17 protein-coding genes are annotated in these 24416 nt (G+C 36.3%); 11 read left to right on the forward strand and 6 right to left on the reverse strand.

Annotated elements, in window-relative coordinates; translation table 11 throughout:
- Nucleotides 1-9: 9 nt before the first annotated feature.
- The 6 genes from truD to rpoS all read left to right on the forward strand — a co-directional run bounded on the left by truD (nt 10) and on the right by rpoS (nt 5029).
- Nucleotides 10-1068, forward strand: coding sequence for a tRNA pseudouridine(13) synthase TruD (gene truD, locus ACM9HF_RS18880; protein ID WP_473613094.1), 1059 nt, complete (start codon nt 10-12; stop codon nt 1066-1068).
- 20 nt (nt 1069-1088) lie between these two features.
- On the forward strand, nt 1089-1835 hold the full coding sequence (gene surE / locus ACM9HF_RS18885; RefSeq protein WP_473613095.1) for a 5'/3'-nucleotidase SurE: 747 nt from the start codon (nt 1089-1091) through the stop codon (nt 1833-1835).
- Between the two features lie 75 nt (nt 1836-1910).
- Entirely contained in the window at nt 1911-2573 is a 663-nt protein-coding gene (locus tag ACM9HF_RS18890; protein ID WP_473613096.1) for a protein-L-isoaspartate(D-aspartate) O-methyltransferase, read from the forward strand.
- Nucleotides 2573-3151: a YqaA family protein gene (locus ACM9HF_RS18895; RefSeq protein ID WP_473613097.1), complete on the forward strand. Its 579-nt coding sequence runs from the start codon at nt 2573-2575 to the stop codon at nt 3149-3151. The genes ACM9HF_RS18890 and ACM9HF_RS18895 overlap by 1 nt, the downstream gene beginning before the upstream one ends.
- Before the next feature lie 78 nt (nt 3152-3229).
- A complete protein-coding gene (locus ACM9HF_RS18900; RefSeq protein WP_473613098.1) occupies nt 3230-4039 on the forward strand; it encodes a peptidoglycan DD-metalloendopeptidase family protein in 810 nt (269 codons plus the stop codon).
- 84 nt (nt 4040-4123) lie between these two features.
- On the forward strand, nt 4124-5029 hold the full coding sequence (gene rpoS, locus ACM9HF_RS18905) for an RNA polymerase sigma factor RpoS (protein ID WP_473613099.1): 906 nt from the start codon (nt 4124-4126) through the stop codon (nt 5027-5029).
- A gap of 1277 nt (nt 5030-6306) precedes the next feature.
- On the opposite strand, the gene mutS is transcribed toward rpoS, so the two are convergent.
- The 5 genes from mutS to ACM9HF_RS18930 form a co-directional block, all read right to left on the reverse strand.
- Nucleotides 6307-8904: a DNA mismatch repair protein MutS gene (mutS, locus tag ACM9HF_RS18910; protein WP_473613100.1), complete on the reverse strand. Its 2598-nt coding sequence runs from the start codon at nt 8902-8904 to the stop codon at nt 6307-6309.
- A gap of 439 nt (nt 8905-9343) precedes the next feature.
- Entirely contained in the window at nt 9344-10801 is a 1458-nt protein-coding gene (locus ACM9HF_RS18915) for an NAD-dependent succinate-semialdehyde dehydrogenase (protein WP_473613101.1), read from the reverse strand.
- The gene (hpaR, locus tag ACM9HF_RS18920) at nt 10798-11241 is read right to left on the reverse strand and encodes a homoprotocatechuate degradation operon regulator HpaR (protein ID WP_473613102.1); all 444 of its coding nucleotides are present in this window, start codon (nt 11239-11241) and stop codon (nt 10798-10800) included. The genes ACM9HF_RS18915 and hpaR overlap by 4 nt, the downstream gene beginning before the upstream one ends.
- A gap of 2 nt (nt 11242-11243) precedes the next feature.
- A complete protein-coding gene (locus ACM9HF_RS18925) occupies nt 11244-11498 on the reverse strand; it encodes a fumarylacetoacetate hydrolase family protein (protein ID WP_473613103.1) in 255 nt (84 codons plus the stop codon).
- A gap of 16 nt (nt 11499-11514) precedes the next feature.
- A complete protein-coding gene (locus tag ACM9HF_RS18930) occupies nt 11515-12933 on the reverse strand; it encodes a pyridoxal phosphate-dependent decarboxylase family protein (protein WP_473613104.1) in 1419 nt (472 codons plus the stop codon).
- Nucleotides 12934-13048: 115 nt separating this feature from the next.
- On the opposite strand from ACM9HF_RS18930, the gene ACM9HF_RS18935 reads away from it, so the two are divergent.
- Nucleotides 13049-14446, forward strand: coding sequence for an aminotransferase-like domain-containing protein (locus tag ACM9HF_RS18935; protein WP_473613105.1), 1398 nt, complete (start codon nt 13049-13051; stop codon nt 14444-14446).
- A gap of 53 nt (nt 14447-14499) precedes the next feature.
- On the opposite strand, the gene ACM9HF_RS18940 is transcribed toward ACM9HF_RS18935, so the two are convergent.
- Nucleotides 14500-15417 carry a LysR substrate-binding domain-containing protein gene (locus tag ACM9HF_RS18940; RefSeq protein WP_473613106.1) on the reverse strand — a complete coding sequence of 306 codons (918 nt, stop codon included), beginning with the start codon at nt 15415-15417 and terminating at the stop codon, nt 14500-14502.
- Nucleotides 15418-15563: 146 nt separating this feature from the next.
- On the opposite strand from ACM9HF_RS18940, the gene ACM9HF_RS18945 reads away from it, so the two are divergent.
- The 4 genes from ACM9HF_RS18945 (at nt 15564) to ACM9HF_RS18960 (ending at nt 24340) form a co-directional block, all read left to right on the forward strand.
- Nucleotides 15564-17042 carry an SLC13 family permease gene (locus ACM9HF_RS18945; RefSeq protein ID WP_473613107.1) on the forward strand — a complete coding sequence of 493 codons (1479 nt, stop codon included), beginning with the start codon at nt 15564-15566 and terminating at the stop codon, nt 17040-17042.
- Between the two features lie 732 nt (nt 17043-17774).
- Nucleotides 17775-20627, forward strand: coding sequence for a TonB-dependent receptor plug domain-containing protein (locus ACM9HF_RS18950; protein WP_473613108.1), 2853 nt, complete (start codon nt 17775-17777; stop codon nt 20625-20627).
- Nucleotides 20628-20860: 233 nt separating this feature from the next.
- Nucleotides 20861-22888 carry a prolyl oligopeptidase family serine peptidase gene (locus ACM9HF_RS18955; protein WP_473613109.1) on the forward strand — a complete coding sequence of 676 codons (2028 nt, stop codon included), beginning with the start codon at nt 20861-20863 and terminating at the stop codon, nt 22886-22888.
- A 552-nt stretch (nt 22889-23440) separates the two neighbouring features.
- On the forward strand, nt 23441-24340 hold the full coding sequence (locus ACM9HF_RS18960) for an alpha/beta fold hydrolase (protein ID WP_473613110.1): 900 nt from the start codon (nt 23441-23443) through the stop codon (nt 24338-24340).
- Nucleotides 24341-24416 lie beyond the last annotated feature (76 nt).

Genomic DNA, 24416 nt, shown 5'->3' on the forward strand with positions numbered 1-24416 from the left:
GAAATTAACGTGAATACAGCATTACCTAAGTTTAGTTATTTATACGGTCAACCCACTTCTACTGGTTTTTTACGCAGTGAAATGGCTGATTTTAAAGTGTTTGAAAACCTGCCTTTTCAGCCTTGTGGTGAGGGTGAACATTTATTTATTCATGTTAGAAAAACGGGCGAAAACACGGCATATGTCGCTAAGCAATTAGCAACATATTTTGGTGTAAAAGAAAACCTAGTTTCTTATGCGGGCTTAAAAGATCGTTTCGCGGTAACCGAACAATGGTTTGGTATACATGTGCCAGGGAAAAAAGAATATGACCTGTCTGATCTCTCTATTGAAGGTATAGAGGTTTTAGCCAGTGCTCGACACAACAAAAAACTCCGTATAGGTGCATTATTAGGTAACCGTTTTGAGCTTACCTTGAAAAAGGTAACAAATCCTGAAGAGTTGATAAGGCGCTGGCACGCGGTTGTGGCTCATGGTGTTCCTAATTATTTTGGTGAGCAGCGTTTTGGCATTGAAGGCGGAAACATAGAAAAAGCACTTTCATTATTTTCAGGCACTAAAGTTAAAGATAAGAAAAAACGAGGCATGTATCTTTCTGCGGCACGTTCGTTAATTTTTAATAAAGTGATAGACGAACGTATTCAAGCCAATACTTTTGATAAGCCGACTGACGGCGATGTATGCATGTTAGCAGGAACACAGTCAGTATTTGTCGCTGATGAAATAGACGACAGTATAACAACACGATTTAACGAAAAAGACATTGATCTTACCGCACCTATGTGGGGCGCAGGCGAATTAATGTCGACAAAAGAAGTACAATCTTTTGAGCAAAATGTGGCAAGCCAGTATCAAGAATTTTGTGATGGCTTACCCAAGTTTGGTTTAAAGCAAGAACGCCGAAGAATTCGTCTTTGTGTTGAGAACCCAGATATAAAAGTAACAGGTAAAACTGAAGACTGTACTGTAGTATTAACCTTCTCATTACCTGCAGGCTCTTATGCTACAACGGTAATACGTGAGTTATTAGATTATACCGACCTGACTCAACGCCAAGGCCATGCTTGATAAGTTTATAAGGAAGATAAATGAAAATTTTATTAAGTAATGATGACGGTGTTCATGCAAAAGGTATCAAAGTATTATTTGAGCACTTATCTAAAGCGTTTGATGTAACACTTGTTGCACCCGATAGAAACTGTAGCGGCGCTAGTAATTCATTAACATTAGTTAACCCTTTACGTACCCATACATTAGAAAATGGATTTATAGCTGTAAATGGTACACCAACAGATTCTGTTCATTTAGGCATTAGTCAATTAATGGAGCAGCAGCCCGACTTAGTAGTGGCGGGTATTAATCATGGGCCTAATTTGGGAGATGATACACTTTATTCAGGTACTGTTGCTGCAGCTACCGAAGGGCGTCATATGGGAATGCCAGCTATTGCTGTATCTTTAGCTGGAGATCAGCACTTTGATACAGCAGCCGTAGTTGTAGTTAAAATAATAAAACGTTTAAAAGATTTTCCTTTACCGCAAGATCAAATATTGAATGTTAATGTACCCGACGTACCTTTAGCCGAATTAAAAGGCATTAAAGTGACTCGTTTAGGTAATAGACATCAAGCTGAAGCAATGAAAAAGCAACAAGATCCTTGGGGTAGAAATATATATTGGTACGGGTTGTTGGGACCTGAACAAGATGCGGGAGAGGGAACAGACTTTCATGCTATCGCCAATAATTTTGCATCTATTACACCTTTAACGGTTGATATGACTGCATACAATAGTATTGATTCAATGGCTAAGTGGGTAAATGAGCTCTCTCTTTAATTAAACAAAAAATGAGTCCGTTTGGTATAACTGTGTTGTTAGCTAAACCATAAAAAAAATAAAAATGAGTAGAATATGAATGTCAGAGTAGGAAGTCGTATTGGTGGGAAGTCTAGCCGAAGTGGAGAAATACTGGCACAAAAATTACATGCAGAAGGAATTGTGAATAAAGACGTACTACAAGCTATTGCTCGTACGCCGAGACATATTTTTGTTCCTGAAATATTAGCCCATAAAGCATACGACAATACTGCTTTACCTATTGGGCAGGGACAAACTATTTCACAACCCTATATAGTCGCAAAAATGACAGAGTTACTTTTAGCAGACGGTGTGCCTGATAGTATTTTAGAAATAGGCACAGGGTCTGGTTATCAAACGTCGATTTTAGCGCAGCTATCTCCAAAAATATTTTCAGTAGAACGTATTAAGTCACTGCAATGGCAAGCCAAAAGAAGATTGCAGGCAATGGACTTACATAATGTATCAATGAAACATGGCGATGGTTGGAAAGGCTGGAAGAGTAAAGCGCCTTTTCAAGCCATTATTGTTACAGCCGCACCTAATTCTGTTCCGCAAGACTTGTTAGATCAACTTGCTGAAGGAGGTCGATTAATTATACCGGTTGGCGAACAAACACAAATTTTAAAAATTATTACACGGCAAGGTGAGCAATTTAAAGAACAGCAAGTTGAAGCTGTGCGTTTTGTTCCTCTTGTACCTGGAGCTTTATCTTAATGAAAATATTTTCTGCCCTTTATGATTGGACGCTAAAATGGGCAAAGCATAAATTTGCTCCTTATATATTGGCTTTTTTATCCTTTTCTGAATCAGTGATCTTTCCTATTCCGCCCGATGTATTATTGGCACCTATGGTTTTATCGAAACCTGAAAAAGCATGGCGATTTGCTAGCATAACAACTATAGCTTCAGTAGTAGGAGGTGTATGTGGGTATATTTTAGGTTATTTTATGTTTGAACCATGGATTCAACCTATTATCAGTGAACTTGGTTATCAACACCGATTAGATCAAGTGATGGATTGGTTTTCTCAGTATGGTGTTTGGGTGGTTTTTATTGCAGGATTTTCACCTATACCTTATAAGTTGTTTACTGTAAGTGCTGGCTTTCTTCATATGGCCTTTATTCCTTTCTTAATAGCATCAGCTATTGGTAGAGGCATGCGATTTTTCTTAGTGGCTGGTATTATTCAATGGGGCGGGGCTGCAATGGAAGATAAACTAAGAAAATCGGTTGATAAAATAGGTTGGGGAATTGTCATTATAATCGTAATCGTTTACTTTATTTTGCGTTAAGTTGTTTTTAATTTATTAAGTAGTGTTAAGTTAATTTAAGTATTTTTAAGTTTTAAATTTGAGAATGAAAGTTTATATATGAATAGAAATAAAGTTATCGTTTTTACTTTTTATACGCTTATTATTCTATTTTTGGCTAGTTGTTCTACTCGTAAGTCTCCAGCGCCTGTTGTAGACGTTCAAGGCTCGGTTCCTTTAAGTAAAAAAATTCGTAATAGCATTAAAGCTACAGAATATATTGTAAAAAAGGGAGAAACCTTATATTCAATAGCCTGGCGCTCAGGTATTGATGTACGTGAAATTGCTAAAATCAACAAAATACCACCTCCTTATGAAATTTTCCCTGGGCAAAAACTCAACTTAACTAACAAATTTATACCATCTGTTAAAAAGACGTTACAAAAAGGTAAAACTTATACCGAAAAACCTAAAGTTGTAAAAAAACCTATTGCACAGATAAAAAATCAAGCGTATGGTAAAAATGTAGTCGATAAACGGATTGACATAGATCAAAAAGTTAGAAAATGGGTATGGCCTACTAAAGGTAAAGTTATTACTTATTTTTCGTCTACACAGAAAATGAGTAAAGGTATAAATATTGCAGGCAAAAGAGGACAAGCTGTTTTGTCTACAGCAGATGGTAAAGTCGTTTATGCTGGAGACGCGCTCAGTGGATATGGCAAGTTAATTATTGTGAAACATAATGATGATTATCTTAGCGCATATGCCCACAACGATCATATATTGGTTAAAGAGCAACAAACAGTGAAGGCTGGCGATAAAATTGCCAAGATGGGAAGTACAGACGCTGATAAAGTAATGCTTCATTTTGAAGTACGATTTAGAGGAAAGTCAGTAGACCCAATGAAGTACTTGTCGAAAAAATAATAATAATAATAAGTAGAATTTAATGGAGTTAACGTGAAGAACTAATTAGTAAGTTTAGCTTAGCTAAAATACGGGAGATATAGCATGAGCATTGATACTAGCAATAAAAACAAATTATCAAATGATAAAATAAAAATATCAGAAGAAACCACATCGAACTTAGATGCAACTCAGATCTATTTAAGTGAAATTGGCTTTTCCCCTCTTCTAACAGCAGAAGAAGAAGTTTACTTTTCTCGCCTTGCACTAAAAGGTGACGAACCCTCAAGAAAACGTATGATAGAGAGTAATCTACGTTTAGTTGTAAAAATATCTCGTCGTTATAATAATCGTGGTTTACCTCTATTAGACCTTATTGAAGAAGGTAATTTAGGACTTATCCGTGCTGTTGAAAAGTTTGATCCAGAACGAGGATTTAGATTTTCTACTTATGCAACATGGTGGATACGTCAAACGATTGAACGCGCTATCATGAATCAAACACGTACCATACGTTTACCTATTCATGTAGTAAAAGAACTTAATATTTATTTACGTACAGCCCGAGAATTGATTCAAAAATTAGATCATGAACCTACCGCAGAAGATATTGCACAAGAGCTAGATGTACCCGTTAAAGACGTAACCAAAATGCTGCGTTTAAATGAGCGTATAACGTCGGTTGATAGCCCTTTTGGTGGAGATGCTGAAAAAGCCTTGTTAGATATTATTCCTGACGAAAAAGGTGGTAGCCCTGAAACTAAGCTGCAATCAGAAGACATTAAAAGTAATATTGTTAACTGGCTAAATGAACTTAACTCAAAACAACGAGAAGTATTAGCAAGACGCTTTGGTTTACTTGGATATGAAGCCGCCACTTTAGAAGATGTTGGTACTGAAATAGGTTTAACACGTGAACGTGTTCGCCAAATTCAAGTGGAAGCATTGAAACGTTTACGTGATATTTTAAGTCAACAAAACTTATCAATAGAAGCTATTTTTCAAGCATAAAAATTGAGACTTGATCACACCTTAACATATTCTAATGTTAAGCCCAGCAGGGGAACGGCATGTACCGTTTATCCCTGCTATTTAATTTCCTTATCATTATCTTTTTTAATAACCCCATTTCATTAAATTATTCTCGGCTTGTGCTGGTTAAAACTCTCTATGGTAGTATTGCCGCAACTAGCAGCTGCTCAATAGAGCGTTTATTTTTCTTCTGCATAAAAAATCTCCTAAGAACGAGTATAAATAATCAATGGGTTATTGCGATTGATATTATATACCCGTTGCCAATGAAGAGCCTATTTCAGAGCACTTGAACTATATCAATTCAAGGCAATGCTTTGTAATAATGGTCGTTCCCTTTTAAAAAGCATTGTTGATGAAGTGATTTTTCTCAAGCGCTTCTTCGATGGGCCTAAAAACAATTTAGCCGCGTTATTAACTTTAGTAAGGTTCTTGGACGGATCTAGGACATTAGCGTAACGCAGGAGCTGCTACAGAGAATAACCATGACATAAACTTAATGCCTTACTTCCAGGATGTAGACCTTATATTTTGTTTGGAACGTAAAATTTGTACCTAAATTTTTTTAACTCCCACTAAAACTCGCATCTTGAATAGTTACGGGTATATACCCGTTTAAATGGCTAATGACATCGTTATTTATTTAATCATTAGAACACTTCCTTATTAAAATAAATACATAGCCTTAATAGAACTTAACTGAATTAATGACACTTAACTGATTAAACAAATAATCAATTGTAGATTTAATTTCGTAGGCATTAACGACTGTCTAGAAAAATTAGGATCTGTTGATTTTCATGTTTGTTGAGCTTGGCGCAAGGGATCTAGCATAGTTGTCTATGTAAATTCTTTGCAACAATGAGCAATAAGCATTTAAACGGATCCGTAATACAGGGGTTATTTGCCATTTCTACTGCGTTATCCCTAATATTTTATATTTGTTTGGCGTCCAGCCGATTTTATTTGACTTCATTTAATATACAATTTGCATTACACAATAGATATGGACTGCATACGTATTCAGCATTGATTGTTTTTCATTAAAGTTTGAGTAGGGTGAAGATATGCGTGAAGTTAGATTTTTTTATTTAAAATTAATTTAAATCAGTAGGTTGTTTTGTTTTTTGTTGTAGAGAAAGTTACAAGGAAGTGTAAATACTATTAAGATTTAAAATAAGTCAGTTGATGAATACGTATGTAATACAACATAAAAATTAAGGTGCGAATGAGTATTCACACCTTAACTCTTTCAGCTAAATTTTAGCTTTCAAGGTAAATAATAAATCAAGTGCTTGTCGAGGCGATAAATCATTTAAATCTGTATCTTTCAACGTATTTACTACAGGATGATCTTCATCAATTAACGACAATTGTTCAAAGCTAGTGTTATCACTTTGCGGGGCAGGTGACACCTGATGTGAACTAGATTTAGACGATATAATTTGTTTATTTTCTAATTCAGTTAAACGCTGCTTAGCACGGCTAATTACTGAATTTGGAACACCCGCAAGTTTAGCTACTTGAATACCAAAACTTTTACTTGCTGCGCCTTGCTGAACCTTATGCATAAAAGCAATGTTGTCGTCATGTTCAATGGCGTCTAAATGCACGTTATCTAATAATTCAAACTCATCAGACAATAAAGTCAGTTCAAAATAATGAGTCGCAAATAAAGTGTACGCTTTTATTTGGCTGGCGAGCATTTCTGCACATGCCCAAGCTAACGAAAGACCATCGTAAGTGCTGGTGCCTCGGCCTATTTCGTCTAACAACACTAAACTTTTATCGGTAGCATTATGTAAAATATTCGCCGTTTCTGTCATTTCAACCATAAAGGTTGAGCGGCCGCTAGCTAAGTCGTCAGATGCACCTATGCGCGTAAATATTCTATCTACCATACCTATTTCAGCTGAACTTGCTGGTACATAACAGCCAATATGCGCTAACAATACAATTAAAGCGGTTTGTCGCATATAGGTAGATTTACCGCCCATGTTTGGCCCTGTAATAATTAACATTTTATGCTTTTCTGATAAATGTACGGGGTTAGCAATAAACGCATCGTTTGTCATTTGTTCAACAACAGGGTGGCGTCCATCGTCAATTAAAATACCAGATTGCTCAGTTAATGTAGGTTTTACATAATTTAAGGTTTGGGCTCTTTCTGCAAAAGTATTTAATACATCAAGTTCTGAAATAGCATCAGAAAGCTCTTGTAGAGCGATTAATTCAGGTAATACTAAATCGAATAATTCATCGTATAGCCTTTTTTCTAACGCTAAAAACTTACTTTGTGCACCTAATACTTTTTCTTCGTGCTGTTTTAATTCGTTAGTAATAAAGCGTTCGTTATTTTTTAAGGTTTGGCGTCTAATATAATCATCAGGAACATCGCCCGATGCACTTCGGCTTATTTCAATGTAAAAACCATGAACCTTGTTATAACCCACTTTTAACGATTGAATACCCGTGCGTTCTTTTTCGCGTTGCTCTAGTTGCGCTAAAAACTCTGTTGCGCCGTCACTTAAATCTCTTAGTACATCTAATTCTTGGTTGTAACCGGGGGCGATAACGCCGCCATCACGAATTAATACAGGAGGGTTTTCAACAACAGCATTTTCTAATAACGTTTGAATGCTAGGTAATGGCATGCTTTTTAGTGCTAAATCGTGCATGTAGCCTGATGTTTTAATACTTAAAATATCTTGAAGTTCAGGCAAGCGTTGTAATGAATCACGTAAACGAGCAAAATCTCTTGGGCGAGCAGAGCGAAGTGCTATACGAGAAACTATACGTTCAATATCACCAAACGATTTTAATGTAGCAAATAAATCAACATATAAATCATGCGTTAAAATATCTTCAATCACTTGATGTCGATTATTTAATACCGACAAATTTCTTAACGGAAAATGAATCCAACGTTTCAATAATCGTGAACCCATAGGGGTTGCGCTGTTATCTAAAATGTCGGCTAACGTACAGTCGGTGCCGCCTTTTAAGTTAAAAGTTAACTCTAAGTTTCTTCTGGTTGCCGCATCTAAAATAACGCCAGTGGCTGCTGATTCAAAAATAACCGATCTTATATGGGGAAGTTCAGAACGCTGACATTCTTTAACATATTGAAATAAGCAACCCGCCGCAGCTAAACCAAACGTTTTATCTTCAACACCAAAACCCGTAAGTTCTTTGGTATTAAACTGTTTATTTAATAGCGACTTAGCTGTGGCGAGATCAAATTCCCACTCTGAACGCCTACGTAATCCTTTATGATTAGAAATTAATGAAAAGTCAGAGAAATTTTCAGGATAAAGCAATTCAGCAGGGTTAAGCCTTTGTAATTCAGCTTGTAATTGTTCTTTAGTGTTCGGCTCGGTAATAACAAAACGGCCACTAGTAATGTCTAAATAAGCTAAACCAAAATAGTGCTTATTTTTTTGTATGGTTTCGCTAATAGCAACAATTAAGTTGTCTTGTTTATCGGTTAATAAAGCTTCATCACTAACGGTCCCTGGTGTTACTACACGTACAACTTTACGTTCGACAGGTCCTTTACTGGTAGCGGGATCACCAATTTGCTCACAAATAGCAACCGACTCGCCTAATTGCACAAGTTTAGCTAAATAGTTTTCTACCGCATGATAAGGAACACCTGCCATAGGTATAGCATTACCACCCGTTTTACCGCGTGCAGTTAAAGATATATCTAAAAGATCAGAGGCTTTTTTAGCATCATCAAAAAATAATTCGTAAAAATCACCCATACGATAAAAAATAAGAATATTAGGGAATTCCGCTTTTATCGTAAGATATTGGCGCATCATAGGTGTGTGTTGTGATAAATCTGTCATATTTTTATTGTGGAGTTCTTAAATTTAATTGCTGGTTTATTATCTAGTTTGAGTATTTATATACATGATAAAGGTAACATTTGTCGGTTTACTTTAAATACTCAAATAAGGTGAAAGCCTATATTACGCTAGTAATAACTTGTTGTTGCTTATAATACTTTGGATAGAATCATAGGGCTAGTGATCAATCTTAAAACTCAACGTTTGATTTGGTATTGTTGTTCTATGTAAATTTCTTGCAATAATGAGTAATAAGCATTTAAACGGCTCCGTAGGGCAGTGGTTATGTTGTATTTTTACTTGAGCTATGTCTAAAGTTTGCTGGGGAAGTAGCTTTTTGAATAATTATTACGTACTACTTTGATAAGGTTGTGATGAATTTTATATTTAGACTCCCCTGTTTAAGGTATTTAAACAGGGGAGTAGCTATGAACAGGGATTAACTATTAAGTCCACTGAAACATATATATTTCACTTCTGTATAATCATCAAGTCCATATTTAGAGCCTTCTCGTCCATTACCTGATTCTTTAATCCCCCCAAAAGGGATCATTGCTGAACTAATAGAAACTTCATTGATACCGACCATACCATATTCAATATTCTTAGCCATTCTCCATGCACGTCCAAGATTATTGGTAAATACATAAGAAGCTAAACCAAATTCTGTATCGTTAGCCATATCAACAACTTCTTGTTCGTTACTAAATCTAAAAATTGAAGCAACAGGACCAAAAATTTCTTCACTAAATATATCCATGCTAGTGTCAAGGTTGGTAAGGATTGTTGGTTCGAAATAGCACGCGCCTAAAGATGATATTTTTCCACCTATTTTAACTTCAGCGCCTTGTTTAATCGCTCGTTGAACTAGATTGTCCACATCATTAGCTGCTTTTAAAGAAACTAATGGGCCGTGAGTTGTATCTGTATCAATTCCATTACCTAATTTAAATAGCTTAACTTTGTTAGTTAACTTAGTTACAAATTCTTGGTAAATATTATCTTGCACCATGATTCTATTAGCGCAAATACAGGTTTGTCCAGAGTTTCGGAACTTAGATATTATCGTTGCATCCACTGCTTTATCTAGGTCGGCATCATCAAAAATAATTAATGGCGCGTTACCACCTAATTCCATTGATGTTCTTTTAACGGTATCAGCACATTGTTTCATTAGTACTTTCCCTACAGGTGTAGAGCCAGTAAATGTTAACTTACGTACAATAGGACTGTCGGTAAAAACTTTCCCTAATTCACGTGATTGACCAACAATAACATTGATTACACCAGCAGGAATACCTGCGCGGTCTGCTAATTCAGCGAGTGCTAATGCAGATAAAGGGGTTTCTGAGGCCGGTTTAATAACAATGGTACAGCCAGCAGCTAACGCAGGAGCTGCTTTTCGGGTAATCATAGCGTTGGGGAAATTCCATGGTGTTATTGCAGCTACTACACCAACTGGCTGTCGAATTACTACGCCTTGGGCATTTGAGCCAGATAAGTTAATCGTATCGCCATAAATACGTTTAGCTTCTTCTGCAAACCATTCAACATAGCTTGCGCCATAATCCACTTCACCAAGAGATTCAGCGAGTGGTTTCCCTTGTTCAAGGGTCATTAACGTAGCAAGATCTTTTCTATTAGCAATAATCAAATCAAACCACTTTTTAAGTAATTCAAAGCGTGTTATTACGGAGGTGTCTTTCCATTGTTGAAAAGCTTCATCAGCGGCAGCAATTGCATCTTTGGCATCTTGTTCGCTAGCAAGGTTTAAATTCGTAATGACGTCACCCGTAGCAGGGTTAGTTACGTTTACTTTATTGTCTGCTTCTGATAACCACTTTCCGTTGAGGTAACTGCTGGATTTTAATAATGTAGTGTCGATTAAGTTGGTCATGAATCTTCTTCTAAAGTGTTTATTAGGTCATCTAATAGTTCGTAAAGTAGCTCTAACTTTCTGACACCATACTTTTCTTCTATTTCAGCATATCTTTCAACAGATTTTGGCGCTACTTTAGCAAATAACTCTTGGCCAAGTTCGGTCAATACTATGATTGATCGGCGCTGATCACTATCAACAGCTTGGCGTTCGATTATTTTTATTTGATCTAAATGATTTATAATTCGGGAAAGACTTGGCATAAGTAAATGGCAGCGCTTTGCTAATGTACTGATGTCAAGGCCGCTTTCATGCTCCAAAGCTCGAATAACACGCCACTGTTGTGATGTTAAATCATGTGCCTTAAGTGACGGGATAAACTTTTTCATCACTGCTTCTCTTGCTTTCAACAAGGTCATTGGCAGTGAGCGTTCGAAACTACGGAGTGCATTGGTCATAACTATAAAACTTCGTCCTTAACACCATTAACTAAGGTACCCACACCTTCAACTTCTATTTCAACAACATCACCTGGTTTTAAGTGGAAAAATTTAGAAAAATAGCTAATGATATATTTAAAAGGAAACATCATACTCGCTGTCGTATCATTTTGTCTAACCTCACCTTCGTAATCTAGCTTGTGAGACTCTGGTGGACGAATAAGAGGTAAGGTTAATGCTATTGATATTGGAGAAAACCTTTGAGGTAAAGCCAATATCAATAGTATTTTTTTATAAACTGAAACGACTCTTCATCTTTTCATCAACATCTATTAACACGGCTTTGGCTATTTCAATATCATTTAAGTCTGTTTGCCAATTACTAATAGCGGCTCTTATTATTGTTTTGCCTTCCCATTGTCCGGGGCTTAAAAATAAGCGTCCGTCTTTGTTTATTTCATTTAAATACTCAGAGGTAAGCTGATTTGCTGCTTCTACTGATAAGCCTTTCGTTGTAGGTTTAAATAACACTACGTTAAGTTGGCAAGGAAATACGAGATCATACCGATCAGAGTCTTCAATAAAATTCGCCAATGTTTTTGCTGAATGAATGTTAGATTCTACCCAATGCTTAATACCTGATTCTCCATAAGCTATTAATGATAACCAAATTGGCAGAGCGCGGAAGCGACGAGAGTTTTCAATGCCTAACGACATAAAGCTGGGTTCTTTGCTATTACTAACTAAATAAGGCGCAGGTACATCGCAAGTGTCAAATAATGCTTGGCGATGTTGTGTTAAAAATACACCACATTCGTAAGGTACATTTAGCCATTTATGACAGTCTAAAGTTATGCTGTCGGCTAGTTCTATGCCTTTCGTTTTTCCGTTTACACCATTAACGAGTCTTTCAAAAATACCAAAAGCGGCATCTACATGTAGCCATGCATTATATTTTTTACATAACTTACTTATGGCGACTAAATCGTCAAAATCGGTTGCGGTTACTGTTGCTGCACTGGCAATAACGAGTTTGCCTTTACTGGAACTTTTAGCCAACAATTGCGCTAATGCACTAACGTTTATTTTTTCAGATTGATTGAGTGCTGGAATATAGCTGATTTGTTGTTGTCCTAAACCTGCCATTCCTAAGCTTTTGATCATACTTGCATGAGGTGTAGTGGTGAACACTTCTATTTCTAAATTAAATAATCCTTGTTTTGCGACATCAATTCCTTGTTGGTTTCCAATAAACTGGCGAGCAGTAATTACCGATAAAAAATTAGCTGCGGTGGCGCCTGTTGTTAAAGAACCTTTGAAGGTATTTGGTAATTTAAATAATTCACATAACCATTGAAGGGTTTGGTTTTCAATTGCTGAGCTAATAGAGTCTCCATCTTTTGAAACATTTTGGTCAAAAGTAGATACCAACCAATCGGCTAAGGTGGCAATAGGGGTTGCTCCTCCTGTTACAAATCCCCAATATCTAGGACCTCTGCTGGCAGAAAGGTGCGGAATAAGATTGGTATCTATATGGCTAAGGGTTTCTTTTAATGATCGCCCGTTTTTGCTTAAAGAAGACAATTCAACTTTTTGATTTTTACTTGCAACAGGTCGATTATCAATTGATTGAATAAATTGAGAGGTTATTTCAGAAAATGCTGATATATATTGCGGTAAATTGTCCCATTCATTTTTTGTTGGCTTCATGTTTAACACCTTAATGACGATTCTTAGTAAGGATTAGTATAAATAAAAGCATGTTTGGGTACAGATACAGTATTGTGTTACTTTTAGGGTACAGATTGGTGGGCTATTTGTAACGATGAAAAAACAACCTATATATAAACAGTTAGCAAAAAATATTATTGAGAAAATATCTTCAGGAGTTGTAAGCCACGGAGATAAATTACCTTCATTAAGAGTGTTTTCTGTGCAACAGCAAGTGAGTGTAAATACAGCTATTCGTTGTTATGAGTATTTAGTTGATTTAGGTTACGTTGAATCTGAGGCTAAATCAGGGTTTTTAATTAGAAAGCCTCAACATAAAGCACAGCTAAATGAATTCCCTCAATTTAAAGGTGAAATAAAAGAGGTTAACAAAAAACTGTACAGTAATAATCAAAATAGGTCGTCTTTTACACCATTATTAACAGCACAGGTTAGTCCTGAATTTGTACCAATTAACCTATTAAAAAGCGCGTTCAATAAAGGCTTTCAAACACAAAATATCGATCAATTTATTTATAGTTCGGCTCAAGGAAACCAAGCGTTAATAAATGCTTTAATTGAGCACTTTTCTTACAAAGGTTTTGCACTCAAGCAGCAAGAATTGTTAATTACCCACGGTTGTATTGATGCTGTAGCAACGGCTTTAAATGTAGTAAGTAAACCGGGCGATACTATTGCTGTTAACTCGCCATGCTTTAATGGAATACTCGAACTTTTAGCCTTGTATGATAGAAAAGTTATTGAAATACCCAGTACAAACAGCGGATTAGACTTAAACCAGCTTTCTCGTATTGTTGAAAAACATACTATTGCAGCGTGTTTATTTAGCAGTAACTTCCAAAATCCAACAGGACATTCTTTATCTGCTGAACAAAAGCAGTGGTTAGCCAATTTTGCAGCACAACATAAACTTCCTATTATTGAAGACGATGTATTTATTGAATTACATCATCAAGGTGTTATGCCTTTACCTATTAAACATTGGGATAAAGAAGGTTGGGTACTTTGGTGTAGTTCTGTATCAAAATCTCTCGCGGCGGGGTTACGGTTAGGTTGGTGTGCAGCGGGCCGCTTTAGTGAAACCTTTAACTATCATAATAAAGTAAAAAACCTTGGGGTTAATCAGCCTATTCAAAAAGGTGTCGCTGAATTTATTAATAGAGGACACTATGCTCGGCATATTAAAAAAATCAATCAAACCTTATTAGTGCAGATAGCGTCTTATCGACGTTTTTTATATGCTATTTTACCCAAAAATACGGTTATTTCAGATCCTAAAGGTGGTGTAGTTCTATGGGTTAAAGTACCGAATATAGACACTCGTCTACTGGAAAAACACTGTTTAGATGAGGGCATTTATATCCGCTCGGGTTATTTGTTTAGTACCCAAAAATTCTACAGCGATTGTTTTCGCATAAATGTAGGTTGGCCGCTTACTGAGCAAATTAAAAATCAATTAAAGGTATTAGCTCAGTTTCTTAAAACAGAGTGAGTATAACTGAATGCTTCTAAAATTGCTTTCTGCTACATTTTAGAGATAAATTTTTAGGTTTCTTTTATGTAGTTTTCTAAAAACCTCACACACTCTCTTAGTTTGGCTGAATGTGAAAGTCTGGTTGGGTATACAGCCCAAATATTAGCTTTTTGAGTGTAATTAGGCAGTATCTGTACAATTTTACCTTCAGCTAATAAGTGTTTTACATCCCATAAAGAGCGCATAACTATGCCACGACCTTCTAATGCCCATTGCAAAACAATTTCACCATGATTACTAGATAGGTGCCCGCTAATAGGTAATGATATTTCTTTTCCATCACGATCAAAATGCCAAATACCAAAAGGAGAATTTCGCTCTTTAAGCACAAGGCAGTCGTGATGAGTTAATTCGTCAATTTTTTGCGGCGTTCCACATCGAGCTAAATATTCTGGTGAAGCACAAAGTATACGATTGTTCTCTTTAAGCATTTTACAAATATGTTGCTGAGGAAGATCTTCACCGACTCTAATTTCTAAATCGAAACCTTCTTGAATAATATCAACCGCGCGGTCAAACACTTCTAATCGAACCTCTAGTTCAGGAAATTGTTCTGACAGTTTAGCAATTGCGGGAGCTACATATTTACGACCAAAACCAAAAGTGGTACAAAGATGCAGAAGTCCACGAGGGATATGCTGTGCCTCGGTAAGATCATCAACCATGTCATCAATGTCTGCTAGTATTCTAATGGCCCAGCGTTGTGTACGTTCACCGTCATCGGTAAGTACTATTTTTCGTGTGCTTCGATGAAACAGTCGTGTGTTAAGGTTTGATTCTAAAATACCAATTCGCTTACTAATATAAGCAGGAGATTGGCCTAATTCCTCGGCAGCTGCGGCAAAACTTAACTTACGTATTACTGCAAGGAATACATTTAAATCTTTAGGGTGAGGTAATCCCCTACAAATCGTGTTCTCATCTTTCATATTTAGGTTGTTTATTATGGTTTTCGTAAAGCATATCATAGCTTATTGTAAAATATAGACTATAAATATTAATTCATAGTTACCTGTAACTATACGATTATAATCATAATAACAATGTTATATTCGGTCTGTTTTGGAGCATATTAATGGAAGTTGAACCTTTAGAAGAAAAAAAATTAGAATTTGGAGCAACCAGTCGTTTTCGCTTAATTGCTTTATTGTTAGGGCCTATTATTGCCTTACTTATTATGTTTTTACCTGCACCGCTTGGTATGGCAAAAGAAGCGTGGGTTTTAGTGGCTTTAATTGCTTGGATGGTTATTTGGTGGTTGTCTGAAGCTATACCTATTCCAGCTACGGCGTTACTCCCTATTCCGTTTATGCCACTATTAGGTGTAGGCGATATGAAAGTAGTAGCGAGTCAATATGCTAACCCCATTATATTTTTATTTCTTGGTGGTTTTATAATGGCTGCTGCTATGCAAAAGTGGGGGTTGCATAAACGAATAGCCTTAAAAATTGTTTCTGTGGTCGGTACAAATCCACCGAGAGTTATTGGTGGTTTTATGTTGGCAACGGCATTTTTGTCAATGTGGATATCAAACACCTCGGCGACTATTATGATGTATGCGGTAGCGCTGTCGGTGATCGACTTTGTTGCTCGTAAAACTAACGATGAAAAAATGTTACGTCGTTTTGGTGTCGCCCTTATGTTAGGCATTGCTTATAGCGGTACTATTGGCGGTGTTGGTACATTAATCGGTACGCCTCCTAATGCGTTATTAGCGAGTTTTCTATCTACAAGTTATGGTATTCAAATAGATTTTTTCACTTGGATGAAGTTTGGTGTTCCTGTTGTTTTATTAATGTTACCGCTTGCTTGGTTGTTGTTAACTAAATTTATTTTCCCTGCTGATAAAATTCAAATTGGTAATATTCAAAGTTTAATTGAAAACGAACTAAAAGAATTAGGCCCCATGAGTTATACCGAAAAAGTAGTCGCTGGCGTATTTTTTGGTGCAGCATTGGGTTGGATATTTCGTAAACCTTTGGTGGATTTAACGGGGTTACCAATTAACGATACGAGTATTGCATTAATTGCTGCTTTAGTTCTATTTGCTTGGCCAGTGCCAAAAAGCAGCGGTAAGTTTATTCTTGATTGGGAAGTAGCTAAAGAACTGCCATGGGGAATATTATTATTATTTGGTGGAGGGCTTGCTTTGTCTTTTGGATTTAATAATACAGGGCTTGCTTCATGGATAGGTCAGTTAGTTTCAGGTCTTAATGTAAGTACTTGGCTGCTTGTATTAACCGTTGTTGTTTCAATTGTTTATTTAACTGAAATAACCTCTAACACCGCTTCTACGGCAACGTTTCTTCCTATTTTAGGTGCGGTAGCAATTGGTTTAGATTTAGATCCTCGTACATTAGCTGTACCTGCTGCTGTTGCGGCTTCAATGGCATTTATGATGCCTGTAGCGACACCACCTAACGCCATTGTGTTTACCTATGAAAAAATGCGTTTATTCGACATGATTAAAGCGGGTTTCTTTTTAAATATTATTGCAATTATTGTTACCTGTTTAGTGATGTATCTTTTGGCAGGTGTCGTTTTTGGTATTTAACTTGAACTAGGGGTTGTTGACTTTTTGATATTACTTTCACAGCCCTTTGTGCTCATTTAAAATGAATTTTTCATTGGGCCTACGTGAGTTTTGATACTTAAGTTATGCTGGAATGTATAACTCGTGTTCGCTTTTTTAAGATAATTTAGGATACAAAGCTCACGTGGGGATTAAATTCGTTTTATATTCAATGAAATTCAACCACTAGAGATCAACAGAAGCTCCTCTATTTTTATAAAAACTATGAATATATTCAATTATGACTTTTTATAAGCTTCTTATAAGGATGTAGCAAAATAAACTAGTGTAGAGTAGTTATCGAGAATAATCATTCTTGCAATCATGTCTTTCTGACCTATATTTTATGTACTTAAATTTCGTTGGAAACGTTAAATTTGTGTTTATTAAACATTTAATTAACATTAAGTAGTCAACCAGTTAACAAGTGTTGTATAACATTATGAAAAATAGAGCCTTATTGGCTCTTTTTTTTAAGATTTTTAGCTATAATTGGAAAAGAATGATGCTTGAACTTATTGAACACGAAATGTAATTTATAACTCTACATTTTTACTATTTATTCCCCAAATCTAAGCTTGTAGTGTAGACGATAGTCTCTAATTTTTTTCCGTATAACAATGTTTGGTCATTTAAGAAAACAATAAGATTTTTGCGTGATAGACATAATGAGCGGTAGAAAAATTAAATTAATGTCATTAAGAGGAAATGATTATGTCCTGTAAATCAATAACTACAAAAAAAACACGTTTTAAACTTAATGCGTGTACTCTTTTACTTTTATCGTTAGGTGCATCTGCACAATCTGCTTATGCTGAAGAGGAAGCGACTGAAGCTAAAGAAGCTAAAGTTGAAAGAATCGCAGTAACAGGTAGTCGAATTCAACGACCTGGCTTTGAAACATCAACTCCAGTTAATGTTGTTGGAAAAGAAGCTATCGAAGAATCAGGCTTTTCTAACCTTTATGATGTTTTAAAATCAGTACCTTCTATTGGTGTTGGTTTAGGTAGTGCTAACGCCAGCGTACAAGCGCTTTCAAATCCAGAAGCTGGTGCATCATTTGTTAACCTTCGTGGATTAGGTACAGACAGAAGTTTAGTTTTGATTGATGGTCGCCGTCGTGTTTCAGGTAGTAGTGCCTCATCAGCGGTTGATATGTCAATGATCCCTGCAGGATTGATTGAGCGTGTTGAAGTTATCACCGGTGGTGCATCAGCTGTATATGGTGCTGATGCGGTAAGTGGTGCTGTTAACATGATCATGAAAGATGATATTGAAGGCATCGAAGTTTCAGTAAGTACAGGTGCTTCTACTGAAGGGAGTGGTGGTGAACGCTTAGCTCTTGACTTGGCCAGTGGTTCCGAATTTGCCAACGGTAGAGGAAGCATGGTTTTTGGTATAAGTTACAGTAAAGAAGAGGAGTTGAAAGCTTCACAACGAGACTTTTCTTCAATTCAATTAAATACACGACCAAACCCTGCTAATACAGGCGGTAATGACGGTATCCCAGACGAAATTCATGTCGATGATTTAGGATTGATTTCTTATTCTCCTTTAGGAGCCTTTAATATTGGAGGTAATTATTATACTGACGATAATGGTGTGCGATTACTTGATATGGGCGTTCCATTTGATTCAAGTAGAGGTGCAGGAAATGAAGGTTTTAGACAAGTTGACTACACAAGCTTAAGACAAGAGCAAGAAATTTTAGCGACACGCTTTAGTTTGAATTATGAAGTGTCAGATAATATTAATTTCTTCCTTGATGCGGATTATGGTCAAACGACTACGGTTGGTTCAGGACAACCAGACAATACATCAGCAGGTGATGGTTTTGTAATAAATAAATTGCAACGTGAAAACCCTTTATTACCTGATGATTTAACAGCTCTTATGGATGCTAATGGCGTAACAACGCTTACTTTTAACCGTGTATATGAGAATTGGGGGAATAGAATTCCAACTTTTGACCGTACCAGCACCTCTATTGTTGTAGGTTTTGATGGGTATTTAGAGAATGATTGGAATTGGAATGTTTTCTATCAAGATTCTCGTTATGAAAATAATTCAAAATGGGCTAATTATACGGTTACTGAACGTGTAGCTAATGCTATTGATGTTATTGAAGATCCTCTTACTGGTGAAGCGGTATGTCGTGTTGGTGGTAATTGTGTTCCTATTTATCCTCTTTCACAAGATCCGCTTACGGCAGAGCAAGAAGCATATATTCAGCATACAGTACTTCGTTTTCATAGAAATGAACAACAAGTTATGTCGGCGAGTTTAACAGGTGATGCATTTGAATTACCTGCTGGTGACGTTATGTTTGCTGCTGGATTAGAGCATCGAGAAGAGTCTATTGAAGCTTTAGATGATGGTATAGCACGACAAGGCAACGTTCATTTATTTAGAGGACAAGAGCCTCAAGATGCAGAGCTAACGGTTGATGAAGCGTATTTAGAAGTTGTGATCCCTGTGCTTTCAGATATGCCAGGTTTTAAACAGTTTGATATTGAAGCTGCAATTAGGTACTCAGATTACGATACTATTGGTGGAACAACAGCAAGTAAGCTTGGTTTTAATTGGGCAATATCTGACGATGTTCGTTTAAGAGCTTCTAAAGCGGTTAGTGTTCGTGCACCTAATTTATCGGAATTATTTAGTCCTGGTGTTACTACAGGAGCTTTTTTAACTGACCCTTGTGACGCTACTCAAGTTGATTTGGGTTCATCTACTCGTGAAGCTAATTGTATTGCTTTAGGCTTTCCTACAGGTTGGGTTGATCCTAACTCAGTACCAGCAAAAGAAGTTGTTACTGGAGGAAACCCTGATTTAAAAGAAGAAGAGTCGGATTCATTAGCTATTGGGGTTGTTTTAACTCCTAGTTTTATTGAAAATCTTTCATTTTCAATTGACTATTGGGATATTGAAATAACAGATGCTATCGGTTCTTTTTCTGCTACGGATATTATTAAGAAGTGTGTTGATTCACCATCAACCGACAATGAATTTTGTCCTTTAATAACTCGTGACAGTCAATCATCTATTTCTCGTATAGATGTTTCAAAAATTAACGTAGGTAGCCTTAATGCTCGTGGTATCGATTTTGAAGGTTATTATAAAACTGATGCTTATAATGGAACATTAGCTGTTTCTTTAAATGGCTCATACCTTTTAGATCATGAGCAGTTGATTGATGAGAATGACCCTACAAGTTTATTCATCACAAAAAATGAGCCTGACAACCCTGAGTTCCGTTCTAACTTAAACCTTACTTATAAAGAAGGTGCGTTATCTGTTGGATTAAACACTCGTTACATTGGTTCAACAGTACTTGATGCTAATGCTCTTACGAATGAAACAATAGATACTAATGATGTGCCTAGTCGTATGTATAACGACTTAGTCATTGGTTACGAGTTTGATAATGATTTAAGGTTAACAGCAACTATTACCAATATTGGTGATGTTGAGCCGCCTCGTCGTGAAGTTGTGTTTACTGGTGCTATTGGTAATTACGATAACGTTGGTCGCTTTGTTTCCTTAAGAGCTTCATATAACTTTTAATATTTAAAATATTATTGTTTTAAATAAAAGCCAAGTTTTTAACTTGGCTTTTTTTTCTTAAGATTTATTAAAAATAAATATTGGAAAGGTACATGAGCTATTTTTGTACTTTTAGTACTAAACGCATGAATGAATTGACCTATTTTATACGAAGAATAAATGGTCAATGGGTTATTGCGATTGGAATAACAATAGATATGAGCAATTTTTATTGAAAAATGTGAGCACAAAAGATGAAAAAATACATAACGATACTTATGAGTATTATTGGTTTTAGTTGTTTGAATTCATATGCGCAAACTTCAGCATTTAAGCCTATAGATGTTTTTGAATTAGAGTATGCAGCAGATCCAGAATTTAGTGCCGATGGGAAAAGCATAGTTTACGTGCGTAACTTTATGGACATAATGAAGGATAGAAAACGCAGTAACCTTTGGCGAGTTGATTTTGATGGAAAAAATCATAGACCAATAACTTCAGGATTAAACAATTATGCTAGCCCACGTTTTTCTCCTGATGGGACAAGGATCGCTTTTATTGCCAATGAAAATGGTAAAGCTCATATTTATGTTAAATGGTTAAAAACGGGCGAGCAGTTTTCAATTGCTCAATTACAAAAAGGTATTGGTTCTCTAACTTGGTCGCCTAATAGTGAGATGATTGCCTTTACACAATTTGTTGCCACAAAAAACAAACCCTATATCACGCTGCCAACAAAACCAAAAGGTGCTGAATGGGAAAAAGAAGCGACTATTTATAATGAATTAAAATATAGAAGTGATGGTTCTGGTGATTTAGAGCACGGAAACAAGCATGTTTTTGTTGTTCCTGCCTTGGGAGGAACACCTCGACAACTAACGTTTGGTGAGTTTAATCATAAATCAGTACTCTCATGGTCACGTGATGGTTCAACGCTGTATTTTTCAGCAAATCGTCATGATAATCATGCGATAGAAGTAAGAGATACTGAAATATATTCAGTTGAGCTTGAATCAGGTAAATTAACAGAGTTAACAAATCGATTTGGCCCTGATAATAATCCGGTTGTTTCACCTGATGGCAAAAAAATTGCTTTTACTGGTTACGATGATAAGCGTATGGGATATCACAACGAATATTTGTATGTGATGAACGTGGACGGGAGTGATCGTAAAGCACTTTCTGATAACTTTGACAGAAGTATTAATAGCTTCTATTGGGGAAGTAACAGTAAAGAAATATTCTTTGAATACACGGATAAAGGTTCAGGAAATATAGGGAAGATCAGTTTAAGTGGTAAAGTTACTAAGTTAGTTTCTAATGTGGGAGGCTTATCTTTTGGTAGGCCATATAACGCTGGTTCGTTTGCAGTAAATAAAAATAGTGAACTTGCGTTTACCTTATCAAACCCACTTGATCCTTCAAACATTGCGGTCGCTTCTCGTAAAGGTGGAAAATCAACACAAATAACTGATTTAAATAGTGAACTTCTTAACTATCGAACGTTAGGTACAGTTGAAGAAATTTGGTATAAATCGAGTCATGACGGTACTGATATTCAGGGATGGTTAGTTAAGCCAGCTGATTTTGATCCTAAGAAAAAATATCCACTTATTTTGGAAATTCACGGTGGTCCATTTCTTGGTTATGGCCCAAACTTTGCGGCAGAATTTCAATTAATGGCTAATGCCGGCTATATGGTGCTTTATACTAACCCTAGAGGTAGTAAGGGGTATGGGGCTAAATTTGCTAATCTGATACATCACGATTACCCCGGTAATGATTATCACGATTTAATGTCGGGTGTTGACCATGTTATCTCAATGGGCAACGTTGATGAAAATCGCTTATATGTTACTGGCGGTAGTGGAGGTGGAGTACTTACTGCTTGGATTATTGGAAAAACTAACCGTTTTAAAGCCGCAGCTGTTACCAAAGCTGTAGTTAACTGGACCAGTGCCGCGCTTTATTCAGATGTTCCTTTTCACTTTTCAAAATATTGGTTTGGTGCAATGCCATGGGAAGATCAAGAAAACTATTGGCGTCGTTCACCTTTATCATTGGTAGGCAATGTGAGTACACCAACCATGATTGTTGTAGGAGAGCTTGATGCCCGCACTCCACTTGTAGAAAGTGAACAGTATTATCAAGCATTAAAAATGCGTGAAATAGAAACGAAACTTGTCAGGATGAAAGGTGCATTTCACAATATATCTGCAAGGCCAAGTAATATGATTTCTAAAACATTGCATATTATTAAGTGGTTTGACGAGCATAAGTAATTCTGAACTTCAGTTTATGTATCGCTTTTACTACCCAGTTTGTTATTTTTGAAAGTAGATATCGCCTGCTATTGAGTAATGCTTTTAGGAATTAATATGATTCCTAAAAGCAAGGTATTCCAATAATCGTTTATATCTACAGCGTTTATCTTTTCTCTAAAAAGATCTTGTAATAATGAACCTGAACTCGGTTTAAGAGATCCTTAACAAATTGGAATGTAAGAAAAAATAGTTTTATTTAGCCTCTGGTTTGCTAGTTTTTCTTAACTCAATGCAAATTTCGCGTCAATACTCCTCTATTGCAAGTAAATTTAACGGGAAGTTAGGAGAAATGGTCGCTAGAGAAGCATTTATTAAGCCGAGTTCATATTAATTGAACACAAAATGTAATCCAAAGCTCTACATCTAGTGTATTTATTTCTGATTTGTGAATTCGTAAGATGGGGCATGATATTAAAATTGCTGAGTAGAATATTTTTTTACTGAAGAGTTGCTTTTTTTGGTGTAAATCGATTTACGTTGGCAATAGAAATCAAATTGAAAGGAACAATTATGTTTACCTCATATAAGATTGAAAAGACATTCGTAAACGAGATAAATATTAATTATCGCGTAGGCGGTAATGGTCCTGCGTTATTATTATTGCATGGACATCCTCAAACACATGTTATTTGGCATAAAATTGCCGATACCTTAGCTCAGCACTTTACTGTTGTTGCAGCAGATTTAAGAGGCTATGGCGATAGCGATAAGCCTGAAGCTAGCGATACATCTATTGCTTACTCAAAGCGTGAAATGGCAAAAGATCAGGTTGAATTAATGAAAACATTGGGGTTTTCTGAATTTTCAGTACTTGCTCATGATCGTGGCGCACGTGTTGCACATCGAATGGCTATGGATTCACCAGAGTGTATCAATAACATGATACTACTTGATATAGCACCCACATTAGCTATGTACGAGCAAACTAATCAAGATTTTGCTCGTGCTTATTGGCATTGGTTCTTTTTAATACGCCCTGCGCCTTTTCCTGAATCATTAATTGAAACTGATCCTGAAAACTATCTTCGAAATGTTATGGGCGCACGAAGTGCAGGCATGGCTCCATTTACAGATGAAGCTTTTGCTGAATATTTACGTTGTTTAAAACTTCCTGGCGCAGCAACTGGTTTTTGTGAAGATTATCGCGCGAGTGCAGGTATTGATTTAATACACGACCAAGACGATATTGATGCAGGCAAAAAAGTGTCGTGTCCGCTATTAGTTTTTTGGGGGCAAGAGGGCGTTGTTGGACGTTGTTTTGAGCCTCTTAATGAATGGGAAAAAGTTGCAGAAAACGTTAAAGGTGGAGCACTTCCTTCAGGTCATTATATTCCAGAAGAAGCACCTGATTTACTTTTAAAGCATGCAATATCCTTTATACAAACGGGTCAGTTTAACGGTCTAAATTGATGCGATTAACTGTGATGTTTTTAGCTTTAAAGTCAACACCTAAAGCTCTTTTTAAAAGCGATAAACATAGCAGATA

Source organism: Colwellia sp. RE-S-Sl-9, assembly GCF_048296855.1.
Lineage (GTDB): Bacteria > Pseudomonadota > Gammaproteobacteria > Enterobacterales > Alteromonadaceae > Pseudocolwellia.

What these genes read in the sequence shown, in the direction of transcription:
- surE (WP_473613095.1), top strand. Translation starts at nt 1,089, where the DNA reads ATGAAAATTTTATTAAGTAATGATGACGGTGTTCATGCAAAAGGTATC.
- ACM9HF_RS18890 (WP_473613096.1), top strand. Translation starts at nt 1,911, where the DNA reads ATGAATGTCAGAGTAGGAAGTCGTATTGGTGGGAAGTCTAGCCGAAGT.
- ACM9HF_RS18895 (WP_473613097.1), top strand. Translation starts at nt 2,573, where the DNA reads ATGAAAATATTTTCTGCCCTTTATGATTGGACGCTAAAATGGGCAAAG.
- ACM9HF_RS18900 (WP_473613098.1), top strand. Translation starts at nt 3,230, where the DNA reads ATGAATAGAAATAAAGTTATCGTTTTTACTTTTTATACGCTTATTATT.
- rpoS (WP_473613099.1), top strand. Translation starts at nt 4,124, where the DNA reads ATGAGCATTGATACTAGCAATAAAAACAAATTATCAAATGATAAAATA.
- mutS (WP_473613100.1), bottom strand. Translation starts at nt 8,904, where the DNA reads ATGACAGATTTATCACAACACACACCTATGATGCGCCAATATCTTACG.
- ACM9HF_RS18915 (WP_473613101.1), bottom strand. Translation starts at nt 10,801, where the DNA reads ATGACCAACTTAATCGACACTACATTATTAAAATCCAGCAGTTACCTC.
- hpaR (WP_473613102.1), bottom strand. Translation starts at nt 11,241, where the DNA reads ATGACCAATGCACTCCGTAGTTTCGAACGCTCACTGCCAATGACCTTG.
- ACM9HF_RS18930 (WP_473613104.1), bottom strand. Translation starts at nt 12,933, where the DNA reads ATGAAGCCAACAAAAAATGAATGGGACAATTTACCGCAATATATATCA.
- ACM9HF_RS18935 (WP_473613105.1), top strand. Translation starts at nt 13,049, where the DNA reads ATGAAAAAACAACCTATATATAAACAGTTAGCAAAAAATATTATTGAG.
- ACM9HF_RS18940 (WP_473613106.1), bottom strand. Translation starts at nt 15,417, where the DNA reads ATGAAAGATGAGAACACGATTTGTAGGGGATTACCTCACCCTAAAGAT.
- ACM9HF_RS18945 (WP_473613107.1), top strand. Translation starts at nt 15,564, where the DNA reads ATGGAAGTTGAACCTTTAGAAGAAAAAAAATTAGAATTTGGAGCAACC.
- ACM9HF_RS18950 (WP_473613108.1), top strand. Translation starts at nt 17,775, where the DNA reads ATGTCCTGTAAATCAATAACTACAAAAAAAACACGTTTTAAACTTAAT.
- ACM9HF_RS18955 (WP_473613109.1), top strand. Translation starts at nt 20,861, where the DNA reads ATGAAAAAATACATAACGATACTTATGAGTATTATTGGTTTTAGTTGT.
- ACM9HF_RS18960 (WP_473613110.1), top strand. Translation starts at nt 23,441, where the DNA reads ATGTTTACCTCATATAAGATTGAAAAGACATTCGTAAACGAGATAAAT.